Consider the following 980-nt stretch of genomic DNA (forward strand, 5'->3'; position numbering starts at 1 on the left):
GCTCGGCGGCGGGTTTTGCTTACTTTACCATCGCGTACAAAATCGGCAAAGTATCAGATTTGCATGAAATATATGCCTTTTAATCTACTTTTGCAATACTTTGCTTTGAAAATGCCGCTTTTTGTTCTGAACGTGTTCTCATCACAAACAATAAAGCCTCACTATCCAGTCGGTGAAAAATGTGTTTCATTACAACCCAGTGAGCAGTAAATGTTTTGGACCAGTTTTTGGTTGTTACTCCCGCCAGTAATGCCAGCTCCTGATATTCATAACCTTCCCCACCAAAAAGTTCTGCTTTTACCGCCTGCGCCGCCAGCCAGATTAATTTTTTCAGGCGTTCCTGTGTTTTCTCTGCAATTTTCCTAGTGCCAGAATGAGCCTTAAACTCTTCCCACGCCCAGTGGGTTATGGTGATCTGATACTCCCAGCAAATACTTCCGCTGTAACACCACAACAACCAGGCTTTATGGTGCTCTTCAAGAGACAGAACAGCCCGCCGCCACGATGATGTCGAAAACGCAACCTGACTGACCAGAGGAATTGACGCCCCCTTCGCCAGTGATTGTTTTCCCGGGATTGGTGGATTATCCCGCGTTATCATTTTTCCGGTCACCTCATCGCGGTACTGGATTTTTTTACGCCTGTAACGCCCTGTATCGAACATGGCATTCTCCTGCCAGGCTTCAAGCTGACCTTTTGTCGCCCCACTCAAATCAGCGGTGGCGATAATGAGCTGCTCACGAACAAACTGTAAATACTGGTTATTCATGCACACTCCAGCTCTGTGATTTTTATCCCCAACCGACCACCAGGAACAGGCAGTCCGCGCACAATATTGGTTTCATCAAACTGCTCGTCGTCGATAAGTGAGGTGTACTGGCAATAGCGGACACTACCATTTGTTCTTTTTTTAAGCAGCCATCTGATGATATTTTCCCTGAAGGCTGCCGGGGAGATATTCCCCAGACGAGAGTGACGAC

Annotated in this window: 1 protein-coding gene and 1 pseudogene; both read right to left on the reverse strand. The window is 46.9% G+C overall.

Going from position 1 to position 980, the window contains the following annotated elements:
• Positions 1 to 79: 79 nt before the first annotated feature.
• A complete protein-coding gene (locus ACUU1I_RS20765; RefSeq protein WP_152030646.1) occupies positions 80 to 769 on the reverse strand; it encodes a bacteriophage antitermination protein Q in 690 nt (229 codons plus the stop codon).
• Positions 766 to 980 (reverse strand): annotated as a pseudogene (locus tag ACUU1I_RS20770) (hypothetical protein); the annotation flags it as partial. The pseudogene ACUU1I_RS20770 and the gene ACUU1I_RS20765, both read right to left, overlap by 4 nt.

Source organism: Shigella sp. SIG3 (assembly GCF_053555855.1).

Excerpts from the sequence above, each read along its gene's own strand:
- ACUU1I_RS20765 (WP_152030646.1), bottom strand. The coding sequence starts at position 769 with ATGAATAACCAGTATTTACAGTTTGTTCGTGAGCAGCTCATTATCGCC.